This is a genomic window from Aquimarina sp. EL_43, from assembly GCF_943422735.1.
GTDB lineage: Bacteria > Bacteroidota > Bacteroidia > Flavobacteriales > Flavobacteriaceae > Aquimarina > Aquimarina megaterium.
In genome coordinates this window covers 2,194,383-2,218,800 of record NZ_CALSBR010000001.1, presented here as the reverse complement: position 1 = coordinate 2,218,800, position 24,418 = coordinate 2,194,383, and the positions used below count along the sequence as shown (strand labels likewise).

15 protein-coding genes are annotated in these 24,418 nt (G+C 33.8%); 12 read left to right on the top strand and 3 right to left on the bottom strand.

Annotated features, from left to right (window positions below; translation table 11 throughout):
* The first annotated feature begins 137 nt into the window (after window positions 1-137).
* From NNL09_RS09895 to NNL09_RS09840, 12 genes are all read left to right on the top strand, one after another.
* Window positions 138-1,079 carry a ribose-phosphate pyrophosphokinase gene (locus tag NNL09_RS09895; protein ID WP_025665741.1) on the top strand — a complete coding sequence of 314 codons (942 nt, stop codon included), beginning with the start codon at window positions 138-140 and terminating at the stop codon, window positions 1,077-1,079.
* Window positions 1,080-1,103: 24 nt separating this feature from the next.
* Window positions 1,104-1,739: a 50S ribosomal protein L25/general stress protein Ctc gene (locus NNL09_RS09890; RefSeq protein ID WP_196911606.1), complete on the top strand. Its 636-nt coding sequence runs from the start codon at window positions 1,104-1,106 to the stop codon at window positions 1,737-1,739.
* A gap of 203 nt (window positions 1,740-1,942) precedes the next feature.
* On the top strand, window positions 1,943-2,569 hold the full coding sequence (gene pth / locus NNL09_RS09885) for an aminoacyl-tRNA hydrolase (protein WP_196911605.1): 627 nt from the start codon (window positions 1,943-1,945) through the stop codon (window positions 2,567-2,569).
* A gap of 165 nt (window positions 2,570-2,734) precedes the next feature.
* Window positions 2,735-3,667 (top strand): bifunctional riboflavin kinase/FAD synthetase, encoded by a 933-nt coding sequence (locus NNL09_RS09880; protein WP_025665744.1) that lies wholly within the window; start codon window positions 2,735-2,737, stop codon window positions 3,665-3,667.
* A complete protein-coding gene (locus NNL09_RS09875; RefSeq protein WP_196911604.1) occupies window positions 3,664-4,989 on the top strand; it encodes an HTTM domain-containing protein in 1,326 nt (441 codons plus the stop codon). Before NNL09_RS09880 ends, NNL09_RS09875 begins: the two co-directional genes overlap by 4 nt.
* A 213-nt stretch (window positions 4,990-5,202) precedes the next feature.
* Window positions 5,203-7,101: a histidine kinase gene (locus tag NNL09_RS09870; RefSeq protein WP_196911603.1), complete on the top strand. Its 1,899-nt coding sequence runs from the start codon at window positions 5,203-5,205 to the stop codon at window positions 7,099-7,101.
* Between the two features lie 214 nt (window positions 7,102-7,315).
* Window positions 7,316-8,587 carry a serine--tRNA ligase gene (gene serS / locus NNL09_RS09865; RefSeq protein ID WP_196911602.1) on the top strand — a complete coding sequence of 424 codons (1,272 nt, stop codon included), beginning with the start codon at window positions 7,316-7,318 and terminating at the stop codon, window positions 8,585-8,587.
* A gap of 58 nt (window positions 8,588-8,645) precedes the next feature.
* Window positions 8,646-10,433, top strand: coding sequence for a tetratricopeptide repeat protein (locus NNL09_RS09860; RefSeq protein WP_025665748.1), 1,788 nt, complete (start codon window positions 8,646-8,648; stop codon window positions 10,431-10,433).
* 84 nt (window positions 10,434-10,517) lie between these two features.
* Window positions 10,518-10,832, top strand: coding sequence for a DUF4286 family protein (locus tag NNL09_RS09855; RefSeq protein WP_196911601.1), 315 nt, complete (start codon window positions 10,518-10,520; stop codon window positions 10,830-10,832).
* Complete coding sequence (rsmA, locus tag NNL09_RS09850) at window positions 10,825-11,691, top strand: 16S rRNA (adenine(1518)-N(6)/adenine(1519)-N(6))-dimethyltransferase RsmA (protein WP_196911600.1); 867 nt, start codon at window positions 10,825-10,827, stop codon at window positions 11,689-11,691. Before NNL09_RS09855 ends, rsmA begins: the two co-directional genes overlap by 8 nt.
* Before the next feature lie 81 nt (window positions 11,692-11,772).
* Window positions 11,773-13,128: a magnesium transporter gene (gene mgtE, locus NNL09_RS09845; RefSeq protein ID WP_025665751.1), complete on the top strand. Its 1,356-nt coding sequence runs from the start codon at window positions 11,773-11,775 to the stop codon at window positions 13,126-13,128.
* 63 nt (window positions 13,129-13,191) lie between these two features.
* On the top strand, window positions 13,192-13,587 hold the full coding sequence (locus tag NNL09_RS09840; protein ID WP_025665752.1) for a thioesterase family protein: 396 nt from the start codon (window positions 13,192-13,194) through the stop codon (window positions 13,585-13,587).
* Window positions 13,588-13,711: 124 nt separating this feature from the next.
* Here the strand turns inward: NNL09_RS09840 and NNL09_RS09835 are convergent, their stop codons facing one another.
* From NNL09_RS09835 to NNL09_RS09825, 3 genes are all read right to left on the bottom strand, one after another.
* A complete protein-coding gene (locus NNL09_RS09835; RefSeq protein WP_025665753.1) occupies window positions 13,712-14,551 on the bottom strand; it encodes a GIN domain-containing protein in 840 nt (279 codons plus the stop codon).
* 245 nt (window positions 14,552-14,796) lie between these two features.
* Complete coding sequence (locus NNL09_RS09830; RefSeq protein WP_196911599.1) at window positions 14,797-21,021, bottom strand: immunoglobulin-like domain-containing protein; 6,225 nt, start codon at window positions 21,019-21,021, stop codon at window positions 14,797-14,799.
* 185 nt (window positions 21,022-21,206) lie between these two features.
* A complete protein-coding gene (locus NNL09_RS09825; protein WP_196911598.1) occupies window positions 21,207-24,311 on the bottom strand; it encodes a T9SS type A sorting domain-containing protein in 3,105 nt (1,034 codons plus the stop codon).
* Between the last annotated feature and the right edge of the window lie 107 nt (window positions 24,312-24,418).

Genomic DNA, 24,418 nt, shown 5'->3' with positions numbered 1-24,418 from the left:
TGGCAAAATTAGCAAAATATTTTTTTCTAGCCATTAAATAAGTAACAAAATAAAGGTCAGAGTGAAAATAAATTTTTAAATTTGCACCTTGTTTTTAGAAAAAAGTTTTAACTCATTACAATACAACATTTTACCCTATGCCAGCCTCAGTTACAGAAGCAAAGTTTTTTACATGTAGTCAAAGTACCGAACTTGCAGAAAAAATAGCAACTGCCTATGGTGCTAAACTAGGTAATGTTATTACATCGACCTATAGTGATGGTGAGTTTCAACCTTCTTTTGAAGAATCTGTAAGAGGATCCAGAGTTTTTATTATTGGATCAACACATCCAAATTCTGATCATCTTATGGAAATGTTATTAATGCTTGATGCTGCCAAAAGAGCCTCTGCAAGACATATTACAGCAGTAATGCCATATTATGGATGGGCTCGCCAGGATAGAAAAGACAAACCAAGAGTTCCGATCGCCGCAAAGTTAATTGCAAAAATGTTGGAAACAGCAGGAGCTACAAGAATCATCACAATGGATCTACATGCAGATCAAATTCAGGGATTCTTTGAAAAGCCAGTAGATCACCTTTTTGCATCTACTATCTTCTTACCTTACTTGCAGTCATTAAATCTGGATAATCTTACGATTGCTTCTCCAGATATGGGAGGATCAAAAAGAGCTTATGCGTATTCTAAAGCATTAATGAGTGATGTAGTAATATGTTATAAGCAAAGAGCAAAAGCCAATGTAATTTCACATATGGAACTCATTGGAAATGTTACCGGAAAAAATGTAGTATTAGTAGATGACATGGTAGACACTGCCGGAACATTAACCAAAGCGGCAGATCTAATGATAGAGAGAGGTGCAAAAAGTGTTAGAGCGATCTGTACTCACCCTATCCTTTCGGGTAATGCTTATGAGCGATTAGAAAACTCGAAACTAGAAGAATTAATTGTAACCGATTCTATTCCTCTAAAACAAAAAAGCAGTAAAATCAGAGTTGTAAGCTGTGCAAATCTATTTGCAGATGTAATGAACCGAGTTCATAACAATCAGTCGATCAGTTCTAACTTTATAATGTAAATAATAATTAATAAATTTTTTAAAATGAAATCATTAACAATCAATGCATCTCAAAGAGAAAGCGTAGGCAAGAAAGCAACAAAAGCCTTACGTAATGCTGGACAGGTACCTTGTGTTATTTATGGTGGAGACACTATTGTACACTTTGCAGCGCCAGAAATTGCTTTCAAAAACTTAGTGTATACTCCAGACGTTCATACCGTGGTAATAGCGTTGGATAATGGTACAAAAATAAATGCTATCCTACAGGATATCCAATTTCATCCTGTAACCGATAAAATCTTACACATCGATTTTATTGAAATTTTTGACGATAGACCAATTACAATGGAGATTCCTTTCAGAACAACAGGAAATTCTCGTGGTGTTCGTAATGGAGGTGTGCTACGTTTTAACCTAAGACGTATTAAAGTAAAAGGTCTTGCATCTAATCTTCCAGATGTTATAGAAGGAGACATCACTAATCTAAAAATCGGAAATAAATTAACTGTTACCGATATAGCAAGTGATGACTTTACTATCCTACATCCCGACAATACCGTTGTTTGTATGGTTAGAACATCTCGTACAGCGGTTGAAGACGAAGAAGAAGAAGAAGAAACCGAAGGTGCAGCTGAAGGTGTAACCGAAGGCGCAGAAGCTCCTGCAGCAGAAGCATAATCTTTATAGTTTTATATAATATAAAAGCATTCTGAATTGAATTCAGAATGCTTTTTTTTATTTTTATAGAAATTTTTGGGGCGTACCCCCACTTCGGCGTGGAGGCCGGGCTATATGCTGTATCTTTTTTTGCAATCCTTCGACTAGCCTCTGGATAACAAAAAAAGGATGCCGCTCCTATCCCTTACGCAAACAAAAACAACATGTTTTCGATAATTAAAAAATTATTTTCTAAACAACCCCATGAAACTCAAGAAGATCTCATGAAAAAATTTCTTGTTTCCGGTCTCGGTAATATTGGTCCAAAATACCACAATACTCGTCATAATATCGGTTTTAAAATTCTGGATGCTTTGGCCAAAGAAGAAAATCTTGTTTTTGAAACCAAAAAACTAGGTGATCTTACCACATACAAACACAAAGGGAGAACCATTATACTTCTTAAACCTAATACCTATATGAACCTTAGCGGAAAAGCAGTTCGGTATTGGCTAGAGAAAGAAAAAATACCTTTAGAAAACCTTTTGGTTGTAACCGATGACATCAATCTCTCTTTTGGTACTATCCGACTCAAATCCAAAGGTAGTGCCGGTGGTCATAATGGACTTAAAGATATCGAAGCACAATTACAAACTTCTAAATATTGTAGATTTAGATTTGGAGTTGGTAATGAATTTGGCAAAGGTAGGCAAGTAGATTATGTGTTGGGAGAGTGGAGTCCTGAAGAAGAATCTGCTATACCAGAACGATTAGAAAAAGGAATCGCTTTGATCAAATCTTTTACCACAGCAGGAACATCAAATACAATGAATACCTTTAACGGAAAATAAAGAAATGTCTCAGAACTATTTTTTATTTTTACAATTGCTTAAAATCTTACTTCTCAAAATGAGCTATAACAATCATACCAATGCTTATCTACCTAGCAATAGACAGACTATATTATTCATTAACGAATTCTATCTGACAATTGAAATCAAATCAAAAATGAACAGATGAAACGTTATACAAATGCAAAAACATATGATAGCCAGATTCAATCTGTAGTTACTATAGGTACTTTTGATGGCGTACATATTGGCCACAAAAAAATAATAGAACGCCTGATAGAAAGTGCCAGAAAAAATAATCTGGAGTCGGTTATTCTTACATTTTTTCCTCACCCCAGAATGGTGTTACAACAGGATTCTGATATCAAGCTTATCAATACTATTGATGAGCGTATACAGATTTTAGAAAAGACCGGACTAGACAATCTGGTTATTCATCCATTTACCAAAGAATTCTCTCGTCTAAGCGCAGGAGAGTATGTACAACAGATGCTTATCGACTGCCTTAAAGTAAAACATGTTATTATAGGATATGATCATCGGTTTGGACGCAATCGTAATTCTAACATTACAGATCTTGCTTCTTATGGTGTACAAAATGATTTTACTGTAGAAGAAATTTCTAAGCAAGATCTTGATGATGTTGCCGTAAGTTCTACCAAAATAAGAAAAGCATTATTCGATGGAAATATTACCAAAGCAAATGCATATCTGGGATATTGCTTTATGCTAACCGGCAAGGTAGTAAAAGGAAAAAGATTAGGGCGTAAACTTAACTATCCGACTGCTAATTTACATATCGAAGAAGATTATAAATTAATCCCAAAAAACGGAGTTTATATTGTAAAATCATTTATTGATAGCAAAACCTATTTTGGGATGATGAATATTGGTACAAACCCTACAGTAAATGGCACCAAACAAACCATAGAAACTCATTTCTTTGACACTTCTTTTAATTTATATGACAAAAAGATTCAAATCCAAATGATAAAACGTATTCGAGATGAGAAAAAATTTAATTCTCTAGAGCAATTACAAGATGCTATGCAGCAAGATGAAGACTTCTCTCGTGATTTTATAAATTCTTTAGTATGATCAATCGTTGGCTATTCACTCAAGTAGATAATAGTTCTCTTATTATATTTCGAGTTTTTTTTGGGTTCTTGATTGCTTCAGAGGCTATTGGTGCTATTTTTACAGGCTGGGTTACCCGTACCTTAGTAGAACCCAGATTTACCTTTAATTTTATTGGTTTAGATTTTTTACAACCCTTACCTGGTAATGGCATGTATTATTATTTTGCCATAATGGGGATTTTTGGCCTTTTAGTAATGATTGGTTTTAAATATAGATGGAGCATGATTGGGTATACCATATTATGGGCAGGAGTCTATTTTATGCAAAAAGCATCCTATAACAATCACTACTATCTCCTGCTACTACTTTGTATAATAATGTGCACTTTACCTGCAGGGAATTATTTCTCGGTCGATGTAAAACAGAACCCGTTACTTAAAAAAATTGCCATGCCCAGATGGTGTATATTGGTGATTATTATTCAACTCTGGATTGTATACACCTATGCATCGGTTGCTAAACTATATCCTGATTGGCTAGACTTTACCGTTGCCAAAAACTTGATGGCTGGCAAAGCAAATTATCCTATTGTAGGAAATATTCTTCAGAAACATTGGACACATGTTTTTATTGCCTATTATGGTATTTTATTCGATTTATTAATTGTCCCTTTACTACTATGGAAGAGAACTCGACTTGCTGCTTTTTGTTTTAGTGTATTTTTTCATCTTTTTAATTCTATTGTTTTTCAAATAGGAATATTTCCGTATTTATCATTGGCATTTACCGTCTTTTTCTTTTCTAAAGAAAGGATACATCATTTATTTATGAGGAAAAAGGAATTTTATAATGCCGGAGAAGTAATTATCCCTTCATACCGTAAATTTTTGCTTCCTGTACTAACCGTCTGGTTTGTTATACAAATCCTGCTCCCTATTCGTCATTGGATTATCCCAGGAGATGTATTATGGACAGAAGAAGGTCATAGAATGAGTTGGCGTATGATGTTAAGGGGTCGATACGGCACTACTAATTTTTATGTTGTAGACAAAAATGATCCTAAAGCGCTACAAAAATTAATTAATAAAAACGATTATCTCTCTAAAAAACAATTGCGATTAGTATCATCAAAACCAGATGCTATGTGGCAATTTGCACAAAAACTCAAGGCCGAATATGCTGCAAAAGAAAAAGATATTGCGATCTATGTACGTAGTAAAGTATCTATTAATGGTAAAAAATACCAAACACTTATCGATCCAAAAGTTGATTTGGCCAGTGCTTCGTGGAATTATTTTACCACAAATCCGTGGATTCTCAAATATGAAGAAAAAGAATAAAATAGTCTTATCATTTACGACATAAAAAAGAGCTAAAATGTTCTTTTTTTAAATAAAACAAGCCAAAATTAAGTTATTTTTTAGCCCCAATAGCACTTCATTGCAAAACCTTATGTAGTTTTGCATAGTTTAAAATCAAGGAAATACGGTTTTAACCCGAAATTATACACTCTAATTTGTGTAGCTCATTTCGGACTTACAAAAATCATTATAATGCATTCATATCTAATAAAGGGAATTTGTAGCATCCTTCTATTGTTTTTCTTTTCTGCACATAGTCAAAAAAACAAGAAAGATACTGGTTATACTTTTTTTGGTATTATACCAAATACCGTAGATGCACAGTTATATCGCCAGCTTAAAAACAGCCCTGATGTTACCACGCGCCTAAAGCTTATCGAAAAAATAGCTCAAATACACTTGCAGGCGGGTAATACCGATTCTATAACGTATTATGGTGATCTTTTAAAAACAACAGCACTAAAAGAAAATATCACCAACAAACCACTATATCTTTCTATTGCAAACCATATTATCGGACACGGAAAACTTAAAAACGGGCTCTATGATGGCGCGATGAGGCACTTTATCGAAGGTATTACTAATTCTCCTATTCCTGAAATGCAAACCATGCATTACAAACATCAACTTGGATTGGGTATTGTATATCTGGAGCAAAAAAAATACGAACTAGCACTCCCCATTTTTGAATCTTGTATTGCTGAATCCAAGAATAAAGAAATCATAATACTGGCCGGAAAGTTTTTAGGAGATATTTATTTTTATAAAAACAATAGTGAAAAGGCAAAGTCATATTATTTTTCTGTGCTAGATGATCTTCCCGATACTCCAAATAAAATATCGATAGAAGTTCGATTAAAACTTGGACGAATCGAGCTTTTTAGTGATCGAACTATCAAAGCAATGGAATACTTTATGCCTGCAAAAGAGCAAGCTCAAGAAAACCATTTCTATGACTTATATATAGAAGCTGTATATCAAATAGGTCGGGTATATTATAAATTAGAAGATTATGATTCTGCAGAGATGATATTAAACTCTGCGTATGTAAATGCTGTACAATGGAACAGGCTAGAGTTACAAAAAAGATTAATCGAGATGCTAAAAAGTCTTTATGCTACTCGCGGAAATTATAAAAATGCATACGCATTAATGACCCAATACGTAGATGTTTCTAACCGAATCACTACAAAACAAAATAAAAAAATTGTAAAAGAACTAGAGGTTAAATATCAAACGCTGCAAAAGGAAAAAGAGATCTTATCGCTTAAAGAAGAACGACTATTAAAAGAAAGTGAGCTTGAAAGACAACGAACTATCAAAAAAGCATTTTTAATCGGTTTTCTCGCTGTACTCCTACCAGTAGTTGGCCTGCTGTTTATGTATTTTCAGAAACTAAAGACTCAAATAGCACTCAACAAATCGCAAGAAGAGGTAAATACTCAAAAAGTATATGGATTGATGAAGGATCAGGAATTAAATCTGATCAAAGCTACAATGGAAGGGCAAGATAAAGAAAGGCAACGTCTGGCGCGAGAGTTACATGATAGTGTTGGCGGCAATCTGGCAAGTATAAAACTGCAACTTTCTAACTCGGATAAAACCGATGATCAAGAAGCTAGTATTATTAAACAAGTTGATGAAACTTACAATCAGGTAAGAGATTTTTCTCACAACCTTATCCCCAAAAAGTTTCAAAAAAATCCAATTACTTCCTTAATAAAAGAATATATAAACAATGTGATTAATGGTAGCGGGCAACAAATATCATTTCACCCATATCCAAAAAATCAAATCAACCAAATTAGTCCGACACTTACAGAAGAATTATTTAAAATCATACAAGAACTATTAACTAATTGTCTTAAACATGCTAAAGCCAAAAATATCGACATCTATCTTAATCACCATGATGATTCGATACAACTGCTTTTTGAAGATGACGGAGTAGGTTTCGAAAGTGGAAAAGCAGTTGATGGAATTGGATTTAAAAATATAAAGACTCGGTTAAGTACCTTATCCGGAAATATGTTCATAGACTCTGTAATTCAAAGAGGTACAGTTATCAATATAGAAGTACCGGTTGCATAAATTTTTATACTCGCAAATAGGTTTAAATAAATTTCTTAAAATTCATTTATAGAACTATAACCTAAACCCTCACTTTTCTTTAAATTTGCTCCTTCATTGCGATAGGGATAGTAGTGGCATCCTTTTTCTTGATCATTGAAGTCCTTGGATAGGTTATGAGGATGATTAGAAAAAGATATAACGAATAGCCCGGAAATCGCCCAAAAAAGATATCATGTTAGTAGTACAAAACATCATAGCAAACAAAGAAGCGTATATAAAAGCTTTGACAAAAAGGAATTTTGACGCGGCTGCTGTTTTAGAAGAAATTATTGGCTTGGATGAAAGTCGACGTGCCACACAGGCCAAATTAGACAATACTCTAGCAGACTCTAATAAATTCTCTAAAGAAATAGGACTACTGTTTAAAAACGGTGAACAACAAAAAGCAAACCTGCTAAAAGAGAAAACTGCACAACTTAAAGAAAGCTCTAAGCAATTATCAACAGAACTTACCGATATCCAGGAGAAATTAATACAATTGTTATATACAATCCCAAATGTTCCTCATGATTCTGTTCCTAATGGTCAAAGTGATGAAGATAATGAAGAAGTTTTTCGGGAAGGTGATATTCCTGTTTTAGAAGAAGGTGCATTACCTCATTGGGAGCTTGCCAAAAAATATGACATTATTGATTTTGAATTGGGTGTAAAAATAACGGGGGCTGGTTTTCCTGTGTATAAAGGAAAAGGTGCTCGATTACAACGTGCTTTGATTAGTTATTTTTTGGATAAAAATACCAATGCCGGGTATAAAGAGTTTCAGGTACCTCATCTTGTTAATGAAGCATCGGGATATGGTACAGGGCAACTACCGGATAAAGAAGGACAAATGTATCATGTAACTGGCGATGATTTATACCTTATTCCTACTGCAGAAGTTCCTGTGACCAATATGTTTAGAGATGAGCTATTACAGGAAAGTGATCTTCCTATTTGCTGTACGGGATATACTCCATGTTTTAGACGTGAGGCAGGTTCTTATGGTGCACATGTACGTGGATTAAATCGATTGCATCAATTTGATAAAGTAGAAATTGTACGTATCGAGACCCCTGAAAACTCATATAAGGCACTTGATGGAATGGTAGATCATATAAAAGGGATTCTTAACGATTTACAATTACCGTATCGTATACTACGTCTTTGTGGTGGAGATATTGGATTTACTTCTGCACTAACATTTGATTTTGAAGTTTTCTCGACGGCACAGGATCGCTGGTTAGAGATTAGTTCTGTATCTAATTTTGAATCTTACCAAGCTAATCGCTTAAAATTGAGATATAAAGATACAAATGGAAAAAATCAGTTGGCACATACGCTTAACGGAAGTTCATTGGCATTACCCAGGGTACTTGCAGGTATATTAGAAAATTACCAAACTCCAAATGGTATCAAAATCCCCGAAGTACTGGTTCCTTACTGCGGATTTGAATATATAGATTAAGGGATCCATAACATATTACTAAAGCGCATTTTGTTATCTTTACAAAAAAACTTGCAAAATGCGCTTTATCTTTTTCTATATTGCCCTGTTCTTTACTTTTTCGACGATTGCGCAGTCGGAGCAGTTAGCAAAAAACTATATTCAGCAGGGACAATACGAAAAAGCACTTTCTATCTATCAAAAATTATATACCAAAAACCCAAATCGAATTAACTATTTATTAGGGTTAGTAGAATCTCATCAACAATTAGAACATTTTGATAAAGCCGAGGGTATTCTAAAAAAGAGAATTGAAAAAGCTCCAAATAATGCCCAAATTCTAGTCGAATTAGGACATCATTATGATCTGCAAGGTAAAACAGAGCTAGCTCGCACTTACTACAATAAGGCAATAGAAACTTATGATAACAATAATGCGAATCATGCCTATTCTCTTGCTCAAACTTTTGAAAAATATAGCCTGTTAGATGAAGCAGCTTTAATTTATGAAAAAGGGATGAAGAATAATCCCCGGGCAAACTTTAATGTACAATTAGCCAAAATTTATGGAGAACAGGGAAAACTCGAAAAAATGTTTGATAGTTATTTGGCATTATTGCGATTACAACCTAATTATATAAATATTGTACAACGAAATTTTAGTGACTACATAACAGATACCCCAACAGGTGAGGCAAATGTTATATTTAGAAAATTATTGATTAAAAAACTTCAGCAGAATCCCGACATCTTATACAATGAAATGCTAAGTTGGCTTTTTGTACAACAAAAGGAATTTAAAAAAGCATTTATACAGGAAAAAGCAATATACAAACGTAAACAGGAAAGCCCAGAAGGTATTATAGACCTGGCTAGAATTGCTATTTCGGAAAAAGACATTAAATCTGCGGTAGAAATTCTAAATTATATTCTAGAAACGCCTGCTTCAAAAGATATGAAGCTTACTGCTCATAAAATTATCCTGAAAGCAAAAGTAGATAATGCTTCCAAAAAAGAGCATAAAACTATTATAGAACAGTATAATACCGTATTTGAGGAATATGGAAAAGGCAGAGAAACTATAGGATTACAAATTGATTATTCACATTTTCTAGCTTTTAATCAGGATAAAAAACAGGAAGCTATTCGGTTTTTAAAAGATATACTGGATAGAGAACCTCTATCAAGGTTTCAATCCTCTAGAATAAAAATGAAAATTGCAGATATCCTAGTATTGGATCAAAAATTTAATCAGGCATTAATTTACTATACTCAGGTGCAAAATGCTTTAAAAAATAATTTCCTAGCACAAGATGCCAGATTTAAAGTTGCAAAAACCAGTTACTACAAAGGGGATTTTGCCTGGGCACAAACGCAGCTCGATGTACTAAAATCTTCTACCTCTCAATTGATTGCTAATGATGCCATGGAGCTAAGTCTAATTATCAGTGATAATTCTCTTGAAGACTCTACTCAAACCGCTTTAAAGATTTTTGCAAAAGCCGATCTATTAGCTTTTCAGAATAAAAATCAGGATGCAATTGCGATGTATGAAATTATCTTAACTCAACATAAAGGTGAAAAAATTGAGGATGAAGCTTTTTTACGCCAGGCAAAACTATTTGAAAAAGAAAAGCAATTCGAAAAAGCTAAAATCAACTATCTAAAAATTATCGAGTTTTATAACGATGATATTCTTGTTGATGATGCTTATTATTGGCTAGCCGAACTCTATGTGAATGAGCTCGGAGAACCTGAAAAAGCTAAAGAATTATACGAAAAAATAATTTTTAATCACGCTGATAGTATCTATTTTGTAGAAGCGCGAAAAAAATACAGAACTCTAAGAGGAGATGCTATAAATTAAATCACCTGTAGCTCTTTACTTCTTTGTAACTTTGCGCCTTGATCATTATACTAAATACGACTTCCAAAAACATTACTAATAAACATGTACATATATAACGTTACCATAAATATAGAAAAAACCATCCATGATGAATGGTTGGACTGGATGAAAGAAGAGCATATACCAGATATGCTTTCTACAGGAAAATTTAGTAAAGCATTAATGACCAAGGTAATGGTAGAAGAAGAAATGGGAGGTATCACCTATTCTGTACAATATACTACAAGCAATAGAGAAACTTTACAAAAATACTATGATGAGGATGCAGATCGCCTTAGGTCAAAATCTAATCGCTTTACTGGTAAATTTGTAGCGTTTAGAACAGAGTTAGAAATTGTAAGTGAACGGAATGGGTAAACCAAAAAAAAATAAAAAATACAATTCAAGCCCTACATCTTCTTTCGAAAAAACTGCAGTAAAGGCAAAAAAACACCTAGGGCAACATTTTCTAAAGGATGAGAACATCGCCAAAAAGATTGGCGACACTCTTACTTTGCAAGGCTATAAAAATGTTATTGAAATTGGCCCTGGGATGGGAGTTCTTACCAAATATATTCTTCAAAAGGATATTGATGTTATCGCTATGGATCTAGACAGGGAGTCGATCGAATATCTTAACACTAATTTTCATCTCGAGCATACAGAAGCATTAAGAGGAAACACTACGTTTCGAGTAATAGAGGCCGATTTTCTGAAATTTAATCTTGATGTTATATTCGATAAAGAGCAATTTGCAATAACGGGTAATTTTCCATACAATATTTCTACACAAATTGTTTTTAAAACATTAGAAAACAAAGATCGAATTCCTGAATTTACGGGGATGTTTCAAAAAGAAGTTGCCCAACGTATTTGCGAAAAAGCTGGTAGTAAAGCATACGGTATTCTTTCGGTACTTACTCAAGCATTTTATGATGCAGAATATTTATTTACTGTTCCTCCCGATGTTTTTAATCCTCCTCCTAAGGTAGATAGTGGGGTATTGCGATTGATTAGAAAAAATGAATATGCTCTACCTTGTGATGAAAAATTATTTTTCAGAGTTGTAAAGACTGCTTTTGGACAACGTCGTAAAACCTTAAGAAACAGCCTCAAAACTTTTGAATTGAATGATGAGATTAAAGCATTAGAAGTCCTGACTAAACGCCCAGAACAATTATCTGTTGATCAATTTACAGAATTAACATTATTGATTGAAAAACAACAAGTTAAGTGATTTAACACGCTCTTAAAGTTCAATTAAATTCTTTGGTTATCTTTGTGAGCGTTTGTGAGGGGATCACTAAATACTGAGTATATGCAATTTGAAGTTTCTAATGAGTTAATCGAACAGGTACGACGCCTTATCCGTGAAGAAGGTGATACTCGTCTGCGCGAAATGCTTAGTGAAATACATTTTGCTGATGTTGCAGAAATTATTGGTGAACTTGGCTTATCTGAAGCTACTTATCTTATTAAATTACTAGATAGTCAAAAAACCTCTGAAGCTCTTATGGAGTTAGAGGAGGATTTTCGTGAGCGTATTCTGGAGAATCTTTCTGCCAAAGAAATTGCAGAAGAGTTGGAAGAAATGGATACCGATGATGCTGCAGATGTCGTTGCCGAGCTTCCTGATGATCGAGCAGAAAAAGTAATTGCAGAGATAGAAGATGAAAAACGTGCAGAAGATATTAAAGAACTTCTCACCTATGATGAAGATACTGCAGGTGGACTAATGGCCAAAGAACTTGTAAAGGTAAAAGAAACCTGGACCGTAGCTGGTTGTGTTCGAGAAATGCGACGACAGGCAGAAAATGTTACTCGGGTACATTCTATTTATGTTGTAGATAAAGAAGGTAAACTAAAAGGAAGGCTATCACTCAAAGATTTACTTACTGCATCTGCAAAAACTCATATTAGTGAAGTATATATCCCTAAAGTAGATTATGTAGATGTAAGCACCGAAGGGGAAGAAGTTGCTCGTATTATGCAAAAATATGATCTTGAAGCTATTCCTGTTGTAGATAATGAAGGTATATTGATGGGACGTGTGACCATTGATGATATCGTGGATTTTATAAAAGACGAAGCAGAAAAAGATTATCAGTTGGCAGCTGGTATCTCGCAAGATGTAGAAGCAGATGATAATGTATGGGAGCTTACCAGAGCGCGATTACCCTGGTTGATTTTAGGCCTTTTTGGAGGATTAGGAAGTGTATTCATTATGCAGGATTTTGAAGATGTAATGACCAATCCAAGAATTAGAGATCTGTTTTTCTACACACCACTAATTGCCGCTATGGCAGGAAACGTAGGTGTACAATCTTCTGCAATTATAGTACAAGGCTTGGCAAATAATGTAGTAAAAGGAAGCTTACTAAATCGATTACTGAAAGAAGTAAGTCTTAGCTTAATTAATGGTGCTGCATTGGCGCTACTTATTATTCTTTTTGGTTTTATTATGAAGTATGAAATCTCATTTAGCTTAACAATAGCAGCAGCACTTATGAGTGTTATTATCGTAGCAGCACTTATTGGTACTTTTGTTCCTATTATTTTGGATAAAAGAGGTATTGATCCTGCAATTGCCACAGGTCCTTTTATTACAACCAGTAATGATATTTTTGGGATTTTCTTATTCTTTTATATTGCAAAACTTATTTTAGGGTTTTAGATCACAAATCTTCTCTCAAATTTTAAAATAGTCGTACTTTTAATCTGTTCAACTCTCCTATTCATGAAATCCGAAATTTTTGAATTCCATTTTACTGTTCCAAAATCTGCAATAGATGAAATGGATCATGTAAATAATGTAGTGTATCTACAATGGGTACAAGATGTTGCCAAAAAGCATTGGGAATCCAGAACCAATGAAGGCATTAGGAATACTTATGTTTGGGTAGTTCTTAATCATTATATAGAATATCATAGTCCTGCTTTTGAAAATGATGAAGTCACGCTACAAACCTGGATCGATAATTATAGAGGTGTTAGGAGTGAGCGTCATACTAAAATTATAAATACAACCACTCAAAAAGTATTAGTTTCTGCAAAGACAAGTTGGTGTTTTTTACACAAAGAGACACTAAGGCCCGCAAGGATTCCGGATGAAATCACTTCTTTGTTTCTTTAAATATAGTATTTTGGTTGGTACTTTATCGACTATAAACAAAAGGAAGATGTCTGATAAATCAAACATCCTCCTTCGTCAAGTCAAGTTATAGTTGGTAATAAAAAATAATTTAATGTAGTGTTAATTACTTTTTTATGATTTTAGTCCGATCAGTAAGGGTTTTAACATCTAATTCGGGATTACCATATACATACACTATACTTTTTCCTTGGGCATAAAGCTCTAAATTTCTTTTAGCGTATACGTATACATCTGCAGAATTATAAGTATTTAGGTCTGTAGAAGAAGTTTTCATTTTTTTTGCCTTAAGTTTTGATGAATCTTTAACATCAAAAGAAGCATAATCTGTATCTCCATCCATATTTAATTCGGCAGCTTTGGTCATGGCAACTTTTACTTTATCTGTAATAACATACGCTTTAAGGTCTGTTTTGCCATTCATAGTAATTGCTGCATTTTTTGATTTGATTTTGATTTTCCCTTTCACTTTATCATATAAAGTAATTCTAACATCATCTGCTTTTATATCCAAATCCAAATAACTAGAATCATAACCAGTGATAAATAGTTTTTCAGAAAATAATTTTTTATCACTTTTTATTTTAGCATTATTTTTAAGTATAATATGTTCTATCTCTTTTACATTTAAACTAATTTCTAGTTTTCTACTTCTCACAATTCTATTGGTTGTATATATTTTTAATACACTATCTGTTACTTTAAACTGAACGATATCAATTAGGTTTTCATCAGTTTTTAGGTAATATTCATTTTGATCATTTTGATTTAAAATTATTTTTAATTCATCATCAATTTCGATAGTATTAAATGTTTCAGGAATACCTTTGGTAAGTTCTTTTACAACTCTGTTGCCTTTAATTTTTGGTTTTTTTTGTGCAAAAACGGATATACTAAAGGATAATAAAGCAACTATACATATTGATTTTTTTATTTTAAGGCTCATTTCAATTTGTGTTTAAGTGTCTTTATAATATAGGACACCGTTTTTTTAAAAAGTCACATTTGAATCCTTTAAAAAAAATCTGAAGCTTTATTTTACTACCAAATATTCTTTAAGCAGTATCTTACTAAAGCTATATATCATCATACTTTTCATTTCCTATTTCTTTATTCTTTACGATCACATTGAACCTTTGGACCAGGTTTAGGGTCAGTTAAGTCGAAATGATAAAAATGAAGGTTTTCTCTTTATTGTTTCACAATTTTAAACGTAGTTCTATGATCAATTGACACAAAATAAATACCTTGTGGTAATTGCTTCATAGGTAATATTACTTGTCCCGAAGTAATAATATACTCCCCAGAAGAAACCTGAGTCCCTAATGCATTATACATCGACACATTTATCGTTTGCAACTGAGTATCGGGAAGAGTAAGCGTAACATCTCCCTTCGTTGGATTGGGTGCAATACTTACCTGATCAAACAAACTAACTTTGGTAGATAGTTTGCCTTCACAATCTACACTTGAAGACACTTCTAACTCATCCCCATGTTGTACATCTAGAATGAAATTCTTCGTTGTATACTCTCCTACTATTTTGTTATTGATCTTTGCAATATAGGGCGCCGTACCTGTAGTTACCTCAACATTTACTTTTGCAGTTCCTGCTTCTGCAAGTAGCTCGGTTTTCCCTGTTAAACTCTCTGCTTCTTCAATAACCATTTCAAAACATTGTTCACAACTTGCAAAACCTTCTATGGCAATACATACAGGATAAGTACCTGGTGGTAGGTTATCTACTGTCAATGCAGAAGTAAAACTATACTCTACTCCATTAATTGTAGTGTTATAATCTAATACGGTAACAGCACTAATAGCAATTGTTCCATTATCTTTATCGGTACACGTTTCACTTGTGGTAGTGATTGTAAAATTATTTGCTGGTAAACTTACGATCGGACAGCTATTGATTACATTCACAGTTCTAGTTACCTCTATAGCTACATTCCCCGAAGCATCGGTAGCATTATATCTGATTGTATAACTACCAACTGCATCCCGAAAATCGGAAGTGTCAATCACTACATTGGTTACTCCATCATCAACCGTAGCTCCTAACTCGGTATATCCTGATCCTAATTCTATTACTTGAGGATTGTCTCCTAGTAAAGTAATTACAGGTGTAACACAATCTTCACTAAAACTAGCAATATCATCTTTTTCCCAACTACTTAAATAAGTAGCGGTAGGATCATCAACCTGAATACAGGTTAAGTTAGGATTGTAAAGAACAAAGAAATCAGTAATTAAGTTATTATTTCCATTTCTAACATCTAAAGATTCTAATAAATTCTGGTGAACAGCAAGTTCTTCTAATTGAGTACAAGCTGTTACGTCTAATGTTGTAAGTGCATTTTTACCAACTTTTAACTTTTTTAAGTTGGGGTTATTATCAACCAATAAATTTGTAATGGAATTAGAACGTAAATTTACTTCTTCTAAGATTAAATAACCAGAAAGGTCTAAAGTGATGAAATCGTTTTCTGCAGCATCTAAAATTTTTAGGCTAGTATTACTACTCAAATCTAAAGTTGTTAGATCATTATAATCACAGTTTAAAGATTCTAAAGCTGTAAAAGTTTCAATTCCTGTAAGATCTGCTATGTCTTGGCTTTCAATAGTTAAAATAATTACGTTTTCAATTTTTGAAGTTGCCACCTGATCGTCGTTAGCTATCCCATTACCCATACTGGCTGTATCTCCTATTGCAACTACATTACCATCGGCATCATGCGTTTCTAGGTAATTTTCGAAGTTATCATCAGGCACATAAGTTAAATCACAATATAATGCATAATTAGCTGTAGCATCTTTGTACCATAAACTTGAATTAGGATTTATATCATCTACTTCAATACAGGTTAAATCTGGATTTCCTCTAGCATCAAACCAGGTAAAATTGGTATTATTACCATTGGCCACTTTTAAAGAAGTTAATGGATTATTAGTAATTCTTAATTGTACAACACTTGGATATGGAGATAAGTCTAAGGTGGTAAAACTATTATCGTCAATGTTTAATACTCTTAATACTGGATTGTTAGAAATATCAACAGTGTTCATACCAGTATTAGATGCACTTAATGTAGTTAATAAAGGAAGAGAAGAAACATCAATACTTTCTAAGTTCTCATTATCACTAATATATAGTTCTTCTAACAATACATTGTTACTTAAGTCTATACTTGTTAATGAATTATCGACTAAGTTTAGATGAGTCAACTTGGTATTGTTACTTATGTCAATAGTTTCGACATTTGATCTGCGACAAAGTAATAATTCTAGTGATTGAAAATCTTCGATACCTGTTAAGTCAGAAATGTCTTTATCTTGAATTATGAGTGCTATTTCTGAATCAATTAGACCTGTATACACATAATCATCATTAGGGATTCCATTACCCAAAGCTCTACCTTCTAAAAGCGCTTCAAAATTATCGTTTGGCACATAGGTTAGTCTACAGTATTCTGCATAGTTGGCTGTATTATCTTTTAACCAAGCTGCTAATTCAGGAGCAGTAGGATCATCAACCTCTATACAAGTTAAATCTGGGTTTCCGGTCACGTCAACACTTGCCATATCCTCATTCCTACCGTTTCTTAAGTTTAACTCGGTTAATTGATTATTCGAACCATTGAAGGTATTCAATCTTGTTAGGTTTCCTAAGTTTAACTCGGTAATTGCATTATTATGTACTTCTAAAGTGTACATGTTTGCATTGTTGCTTAAGTCTAGTTCGGTTATAGCAGTATCATTACAAACCAATTGACTAATATCTGGATTGTTACTTAAATCAATTTCTGATATATTGGTGTTATTAATTATTAAGTTTACTAATTCAGGTTGATTCGAAACATTGATACTTACCATTGGATTATTAGCGATCTCTAAAGTTTCTATGGCCGTATTGTTTTGAACATCTATTGTTGAAATTGTATTTTCTGAACATTTTAGGGTTACTAGCTTTGTATTTTGACTTAAATCAATGGTTTGAATGTTATTATTGATATAATTTAAACCCGTTACTTCGGTATTTTGACTAAGGTCTAATGAGGATAGATTGTTGTTTTCTATATTTATATCTTCTACTATTGTATTTGTAGTAAGGTCTAGACTCATTATACCATTATCTTGTACAGCCAATTGAAATAAGTTGGTTAAACCCGTTAGATTAATGCTGGTTAATCCCATTTCCCAACAGAATACCTGATTTAAGTTTACATTAGGAGTTAAATCTAAAGCTCCATTTACAGGATTTCCATAAGCTCTAAAACGTTCTAAACCTGTAAATTCTTCAAGCCCAGTAAAATCAGATATATCTTGATTTTCAATAAATAAAATCGTTAAGTTTTCAATTTTTTCTGTAGGAACGTAATCATCCATGACACCATTTCCTAAACTTCGATCATCCCCAAACGGAACCGATCCTGTATTTTCTCTGTGTGTTTCTAAGTAATTCTCAAAATTATCATCTGGCACATAAGTAAATCGACAATACTTAGCAAAATTTGCAGTGGCATCTTTTGACCAACCTGTCAAATAACCAGCAGTTGGGTCATCTACTTCAATACAGGTTAAATTAGGACAACCATCTACTTCAAACTCTGTAAAATTGCTATTGTTACCATTTTTGGCATTCAGTTCGACCAATTCATCCATGTTTCTTGCACTAAATTCTACTAAGTTGGTATTTTTACTAATATCTATTGAGGCAATATTGGTTTCATCAAGGTTTAAGTCTTCTAATTTTGTAAGATGACTAACATCAAAAGAGGTAAACGGGTTTTTGGCCAAGTTTAAATCCTCTAATAGGATATTATTTTCAAGATTTAAATTTGTAAATGAATTAAAAGAAACAAACAATCTTTTAAGCTGTGTGTTATTACTTACATCAATACTACTTAATGTAGTTTCATGAATTTGTAAATCTTCTAGCAGTACATTATTGCTTACATCCAAACCAGATAAATCATTCGAAGAAAGGACCAATGTTTTCAAAGCAGTATTCGTAGAAACATCGATTGTAGTAAAATCATTGCGAGGGATATCCAATCGTTCCAGAGCAGTTAATCCTGTTACATTAATACTCGTTAAGCCCATATCACCACCATCTACTCTTTTTAGGTTAGTATTATTGGTTAAATCTAAACTAGTATTGATCAAATTATTGAAACAAAAGAATGTTTCTAAAGCGGAAAAATCTTCAATACCTGTAAAATCGGTAATGCCTTGGAATTGAACAAAAAGATTTATGACATTTTCAATATTGGCTGTTTTAACATAATTGTCATTGGCAATACCATTACCCATACTGGTAGGATCACCTACTATAACAAAACTATTATCAGCAGTATGAGTTTCTAAAAAGTTCTCAAAATTATCATCGGGTACATACGTCCAGTTACAATCATCGCTATAACTTGCAGTAGCATCCTTTTCCCAACTTGATAAATAACTTGCTGTTGGGGCATCCACCTGGATACAAACCAGATTTGGGTTGCCAGTAGCATATAGCTCTATATCATTACTATTATTTCCATTTTTAAGGTTTAACGAAGTTAATTGTCCGTCGTAACATTCTATATATTCAATGTCTGGGCTATTGCTAACATCTAATTTAGCAATTTGACTACCATAGGTGTAAAGCTCTATTAATTTGGTAAGGCTAGATAGATCCAAAGTGGTCAACGAAGTATTGTTGTTGACCTCAATATCTTCAAGGTTCGAATTTTGAGACACATCCAAAGAAGTAAGTGTTGGGGTATCTTCAATAGAGAAATCGGCGAGATTAGATAAACTACTTATGTCTATGGTTACGAATTGATTCCCACCTATGCTTAAGGTTTCTAAAAGAGCATTGTTAGTTACATCCAGATTTGATAAAGAATTGTCACCACAATACAATCTTGTTAAATTGATGTTATTTGTTATATCAAGATCGATTACCGTATTTTCTCTTATTCTAAAATCCGAAAGAGCTGTGTTTGCGCTGATATCGATTGTAGTAAAATCATTTTTATCTAAATATAAGCTATGTAATGCTGTATTAGAACTTAGATCTATTGTAGATAAGTTGTTTTCTCTGGCTCTTACTATTTCTAATGAAGTTAATCCCGAAAGATTGAGACTAGTAAGTCCCATGCTTGCACAACTTACTTCTATCAAATTTGTATTTGCAGTAAGATCTATACTTGAAACCGTATTGTCGTGTATGTATAGTGTTTTTAAGCTTGCAAAGTTTTCTAATCCTGTAAAGTCTGTAATTCCTTGACCATGGATACCTAAAGTTTCATCGTTTTGAATTCTTTCGGTTCCAACATAATCATCATTGGCAATACCATTACCCATACTGGTTAGGTCTCCAACCGGTACTACTAAACCAAATTCGTTATGTGTTTCTAAATACGCTTCAAAATTATCATCGGGCACATAGGTTTGACTACAGAATGTATTATATACGGTTTGTGCATCCTTATCTGTTAAATTGGTATTTGCATATACCGGATCATCTACAACAACGCAGGTAAGCCCGGGATTATTACGAATGTCAAAATCTCGATCATCCAAATTAGTATTATTTCCGTTTCTAATATTTAGATAGGTTAATTGATTATAAGCACATGATAAATCTACTAATTCAACATTCTTAGAGACATCTAAACTGGTGATTTGGTTATCTTCTATAAACAGTTCAACCAGCTTTACATTCTTGCTTAGGTCCAAGCTTGTAAGTGAGTTTTCATAGGCTTGTAATTCTTGTAATTCTGGATTTTGAGAAACATCCAGAACGGTAAGTTGCGTATCTACACAATCCAGATCTTCTAATAACGGATTTTGTGTTACATCCAGACTGCCTAAAGGATTACTATAGCAATACAGATTTTTTAATGCTGTATTGTTGGTAACATCTAGACTACTAAGTTGATTATTACTACAACCTAAAGTTTCCAACATCGTATTTTGAGATACATTTAAGGTTGTAATTTCATTTCGACTACAACTCAAAGAAGTTAGCATTAGATTTCCTGAAAGATCTAAACTGGTAAGGCTATTTTTGCCAACATTAATCGTTTGTAATGCTGTATTCTTAGAAAGATCAATACTGGTTATGGAGTTTTCAAAACAGGTGAAATTTTGTAAAGCAGCAAAATCTTCTAATCCCGTGGCATCCGCGATCAATAATCTGGAAATATCTAAATCAGTAACATTTTCTATTCTTGAAGTGGTTACATGATCGTCATTAGCAACACCATTTCCCATACTGGTAGCTTCTCCCACAGAAACAACATTTCCATCAGCATCATGTGTTTCTAAATAATTTTCAAAATTATCATCAGGCACATAAGTTTCCTGGGCAACTATGACATAACTAAATAACAAGAAAAAAGTTAGGTGTAATTTTCTATTCATATATGGGGCTTTTAAAACTGTATATACTATTCAAGAGCAACACAAAAATGGTTCTTGATTTTTTTGCAATAATATATCATTTATCTGATTTTAAGATAATTTTAACGGTGACAAAAAGTGGCAACCCTTGGTTTTTAAGCAAATATACGTGAGGGTACGTATACCGTTTAATCAACAATAATGGCTTACTCGATCATCATTTTTTTGGTATCAATTTTTTGACTCCCAACGTATAATGTATAGAAATACGTTCCAGCTGCTAATCCATCCCTATTTATATTTAATTCGCCATCTCCAGTTTTCTTGAGGGCAACTGTTGATACCAATTGACCTATAGTATTACTAAACACAATAGAAGCATTTGTAATACCATCTGGCAAATAGTATTTGATCGATGAAGTACTATTAAATGGATTTGGAATATTTTGATAGAGTATAGGTGTGTTTCCTTTATTATTACTATTTGTAGTGTCACAAGCACAGCTTTCTACAGCTTCTAACCTGGCTACTATATCGGTTATTTGACCTTGTAATGTTTCAATTTCATTCTGAGCATCTACCAAATCTGCTTCTAAAGAAGAAACTACTGGTTCTAAATCTACAGTGACCGAGGTACCATTTTCAATTTTAATAGTAAGATTTGTCCCTGTTAAACTGGCTGATGTTAAATCCTGATTATCGGTATTTATATATTCTGAAAGATCTACAGCATTTCCATTTGAAATATTCAATATGTTTGAGGATAAATCCAACGTTTGGTTATCGGTTCCAGTACCGTCTTGTAAAACTGAAAGATCTATAGTATTTCCTCCTGTTATACTTAAATCTCCATTGGTAAAACTCAAGGTTTGTGCATCGGTATTATCTAGGTATCTAGAAAGATCTACTGTAGCAACATTTCCGGTAATACTTAACGTATTTGTTGAAAGAGAAATAGCCTGTTCATCGGTATTATCCAAATACCCGGATAAATCAACCGTAGATACATCATTAGTCAAACTAAGTGTGTTCGCAGCTAAGCTTAGGTCTTGATTGTCGGTATTATCAAGATATCCCGAAAGGTCTACTGTAGCAGTATTTCCAGTAATACTTAAGGTGTTTGTAGCCAGTGATATTGCCTGTTCATCGGTATTGTCTAAATAGCCTGATAAATCTATGGTATTGGTCCCTCCCGAAATACTAAGTGTATTAGTATTCACTGAAAGTTCTTGATTATCTAGTTGTGTAGACCAGGTTAATGCACCCGATCCATCTGTTGTTAAGACTTGATTTGTGGTTCCATCTACTGTAGGAAATTCATAAGCTCCTGCAATATTTAAACTATTGGCAATCTGCATTTTTCCTTCGGTACTAATAGCAGCTACTGGAGCTGCGTTATACGGTCCCCAGGTCCAACCATTATCGGCAGAAGTACTCATAGAAGTTTTTATACTTACCCCTGTTACCGGACCATAATCATAATTTGCACTTCCTCCATATGAAATTTTATATCGGTCCCGACCATTAAATTCAATCCCATTCTCCTCACCAAAGTCAAAACGCACTACATTATCACCCATATTTAGGGTGGTTGTTGCAGTATGATCTCCCAGATTATCTTTGATAGCGCTACTCCATTCAGTTCCATCCCAAAAGTATAATGCTTTTTCGTCGGTATCATATACCATTAATCCTTCCTCAGATTCTCGAATACCCCTTGATGAGGGACGTTCTGGAAAAGCAGGTTCTAATCCAGTACGTTGTGCTGTGGTCAATCTGTTAATTAGTAATCCTTTGTTGTTGCTTGTAAGATCTAACAGTGCATATTCATTAGGAGTGTCGGTGCCTATTCCTACACTTACGGGGTTTGCTGCTCCACCCAATATCATGGTATTGTCATTGGCCGCAGTGGCTCCGTTCCCTATAGCAATTGCATTTGTACCACTTACCACTGCGCTGGTACCTATAGCAATATTATTAGTAGCTTCTGTAGCGCCAGGTGTAGGTCCGGTAGGAGTACTGTCGATTAAGTCATTAGAGGTCGCGCCAGTTCCAATCACAATAGCACCATTGTTTTGTGCTACAGAATTAGTACCAATAGCAATAGCATCGTTATTCTCTACAGTTACCGATTTACCAATACCAATGGCATTAGCTCTAGTAATATTGGCTTGATATCCTATACCTATCGAATAATTTGCGCCATGAATAGTTTCAAATTGATATCCTATTCCTATGGCTCCAATTGCATTATTCATAGTTCCTTCATTACCAATTCCTATGGCATATTGTCCCGCATTATAAGAATAATATCCCATGGTAATCACATCATTTTGGGCTGCAATGGCTTGGGCACCAAAAAAAGTTGTTCTACTGCGATTTGTATTTCCATTAAAATTGGTGAAATCACCATCTGTGGTAATACTTTCTGCTCTACCATAGCCCGAAAAAGATCCAAACCCGGCATTATCTTCACCTTCACGGTTTGAAGCTCCTGCTAAATATCCAGCATAGGTGTTACGATTGGCATCCGTCGTATTGTTTGTTCTGTTATTATCCCAACCGGCCATAGCCCCCACAAATGTATTAAAATCGGCATGTTCTGTAGCGACTCCTGCTGCTGCTCCAACCATGGTGTTATAAATTCCGTCACCAATATCAACAGCCGAAGAATCTCCTATTGCAGTATTATGATGTCCTTCTCTTAAATCTATAAGAGATACATTTCCTACTCCGGTATTTTTGTATCCTGTTGCACCATTACGAAAACCGTCTCCAACACCTGCTTGATGCCCCACAAAGGTGTTTTCGTAACCGGTGGTGAAATTATATCCAGCATCTTCTCCGAGGTAAGTGTTTTCATAACCAGTGGTATTATCCTGACCAGATTCTTCTCCTAGAAAAGTATTATCGTATCCTGTAGTATTTTTCTCTCCAGATTCCGTTCCGATAAAAGTATTGTCGCCACCATTAAAGTTACTAATAGAAGCATCTTTATTCGTTTTCATACCAGCCTCAAAGCCAACAAAAACATTGTCAAACCCTTCCACATTATCGTGACCTGCATAATACCCTATAAAAGTGTTTTCACTAGTAGTATTTTTTGTTCCAGCCGCAAAACCAACAAATGTAGTATAACTAGAAGAAGTTAATGCCGTCCCTGTACTATCACCGTACATGGTGTTATAATCACCAGTAGTAATATTGACTCCTGAGCCAGTACCCGAGGTTTGATTTAAAGTTTGTGCCTGAATAAAAATGGTACTCAAAAAGAATACAATAGTAATACTCGAAAGTAATTTTCTTTTCATACAAGGGGCTTTTTAGATTTATAATGGTTTATAAAAATAAAAGACTCCCTCCTTTTAAGAAAATTTTAATGGTGGCAAAAAGTGGCAAATTCCTGTTTTTACCACAA

Bases quoted from the DNA above. Each gene is read 5' to 3' on its own strand.
- NNL09_RS09870 (WP_196911603.1), top strand. From the start codon at position 5,203: ATGCATTCATATCTAATAAAGGGAATTTGTAGCATCCTTCTATTGTTT.
- rsmA (WP_196911600.1), top strand. From the start codon at position 10,825: ATGGGTAAACCAAAAAAAAATAAAAAATACAATTCAAGCCCTACATCT.
- NNL09_RS09895 (WP_025665741.1), top strand. From the start codon at position 138: ATGCCAGCCTCAGTTACAGAAGCAAAGTTTTTTACATGTAGTCAAAGT.
- serS (WP_196911602.1), top strand. From the start codon at position 7,316: ATGTTAGTAGTACAAAACATCATAGCAAACAAAGAAGCGTATATAAAA.
- mgtE (WP_025665751.1), top strand. From the start codon at position 11,773: ATGCAATTTGAAGTTTCTAATGAGTTAATCGAACAGGTACGACGCCTT.
- pth (WP_196911605.1), top strand. From the start codon at position 1,943: ATGTTTTCGATAATTAAAAAATTATTTTCTAAACAACCCCATGAAACT.
- NNL09_RS09890 (WP_196911606.1), top strand. From the start codon at position 1,104: ATGAAATCATTAACAATCAATGCATCTCAAAGAGAAAGCGTAGGCAAG.
- NNL09_RS09830 (WP_196911599.1), bottom strand. From the start codon at position 21,021: ATGAATAGAAAATTACACCTAACTTTTTTCTTGTTATTTAGTTATGTC.
- NNL09_RS09835 (WP_025665753.1), bottom strand. From the start codon at position 14,551: ATGAGCCTTAAAATAAAAAAATCAATATGTATAGTTGCTTTATTATCC.
- NNL09_RS09860 (WP_025665748.1), top strand. From the start codon at position 8,646: ATGCGCTTTATCTTTTTCTATATTGCCCTGTTCTTTACTTTTTCGACG.
- NNL09_RS09840 (WP_025665752.1), top strand. From the start codon at position 13,192: ATGAAATCCGAAATTTTTGAATTCCATTTTACTGTTCCAAAATCTGCA.
- NNL09_RS09880 (WP_025665744.1), top strand. From the start codon at position 2,735: ATGAAACGTTATACAAATGCAAAAACATATGATAGCCAGATTCAATCT.
- NNL09_RS09825 (WP_196911598.1), bottom strand. From the start codon at position 24,311: ATGAAAAGAAAATTACTTTCGAGTATTACTATTGTATTCTTTTTGAGT.
- NNL09_RS09855 (WP_196911601.1), top strand. From the start codon at position 10,518: ATGTACATATATAACGTTACCATAAATATAGAAAAAACCATCCATGAT.
- NNL09_RS09875 (WP_196911604.1), top strand. From the start codon at position 3,664: ATGATCAATCGTTGGCTATTCACTCAAGTAGATAATAGTTCTCTTATT.